This is a genomic window from Roseomonas chloroacetimidivorans, assembly GCF_049629625.1.
GTDB lineage: Bacteria > Pseudomonadota > Alphaproteobacteria > Acetobacterales > Acetobacteraceae > Roseomonas > Roseomonas chloroacetimidivorans.
On record NZ_JBNBZS010000283.1, the window covers coordinates 1 to 1,220 of the forward strand.

General features: G+C 64.4%; 3 protein-coding genes. 1 reads left to right on the forward strand and 2 read right to left on the reverse strand.

Annotation, left to right across the window (positions count from 1 at the left end; all coding sequences use genetic code 11):
* A partial coding sequence (locus ACO1BU_RS37455; protein ID WP_424140915.1) for a nucleotide exchange factor GrpE occupies positions 1-282 on the reverse strand: 282 nt, incomplete at its 3' end.
* 38 nt (positions 283-320) lie between these two features.
* Positions 321-758, reverse strand: a complete 438-nt coding sequence (trxC, locus tag ACO1BU_RS37460) for a thioredoxin TrxC (protein ID WP_424140916.1) — start codon at positions 756-758, stop codon at positions 321-323.
* Positions 759-1,036: 278 nt separating this feature from the next.
* On the opposite strand from trxC, the gene ACO1BU_RS37465 reads away from it, so the two are divergent.
* Positions 1,037-1,220 (forward strand): hypothetical protein (locus ACO1BU_RS37465; RefSeq protein WP_424140917.1); only part of this gene is annotated, 184 nt, incomplete at its 3' end.

Consider the following 1,220-nt stretch of genomic DNA (forward strand, 5'->3'; position numbering starts at 1 on the left):
TGGCAAGCTGGCGAGACCACGATGGAGGTCTTCCGCAGCTTCGACCACGTCCCGTGCGAACTTCTGAATCGCATATTGGCGCGCATCCTCGACCTCTCGCGTGGCGCGCGCACGGAGATTGGCCAGTTCCGCCTCCGCCCGAAGCCAGCGGTCCTTCAGCGCGTCTCGTTCGGCCTCCAGTTCTGCAACGCGGTCCGGCGTTGTCACCGCGGCTTGGGCCTCGCCTGGCTCCTCGGGACGGCCAGGCGGCAAGTCTTGGCTCTGATTCGGTTCAGTGCTCATGGCAAATGCTCGACGACCCTGTTGAACGACCCTGCCTGTCAGGCGGCCAACTGCTGAACCCAGCCCTTGAGGAAGTTGAGATCCGTCACACCCGCGCGGCGGGCGGCGACTTGCCCCTTCTTGAACGCAAGCAGGGCCGGAATGCCCTGGACGCCGAGTTCACTGGCAAGCTGCGGTTCAGCGTCCACGTCAACCTTCACGAAACGCGCCCGCGGCTCGAGTTCACGGGCCGCCCGCTCGAAGATCGGCGCCATGGCCCGACACGGACCACACCACCCGGCCCAGAAATCGGCGATGACCGGGATATCGCTTCCCGCCAGGTGCTTACGGAAGCGCTCACCCGTGAGGGCAACAGGCTGTCCCTCAAAGAGCCGGGCATGGCACCGCCCGCACTTGGCCGCGTCGGCCGGACGGTCCCGGGGAATGCGATTAACCATATCGCATTTCGGGCAAACGACATGGAAAGTGTCCGACACTGCTTACCTCCTTTCAGCAAGCACTCTCCAAGCTGTGCTTTCATTCTGGTGTCGGCCACCGCTCCATTCCACCCGGGCAGGTGCTCTGACTGATACCGCGCCGGGCTGGCTCCGCCATGAACCGCCGGATGCGACCGCCGGCGAGGTGAAAGGCGGCGGCCCTGCCCGCCGGATCTTCAAAAAATGGGGGAACTCTCCTATTTCGTCCCCCGACTTGGGGCGTCTAACGGGCGCCCTGGCCAAGGAGGATCAGAGAAGAGAGACGCAAGGAGTGCGACATGGAGAAAGACCTTTCGCGCCCTGAATCACAGCTGCGCCGCCTGCATGAGATGGAGCAGGCCTTCACCGCCCTCGCCCCCGAGATCAAGGAGAGCCCCGAAAAGCGGGCGATTTCGCTGCTGCATGGGATGGTCCAGGAGCTCTGGCGCAATCTGCGCCACACGCAGGCCCCCACTCCTGGAA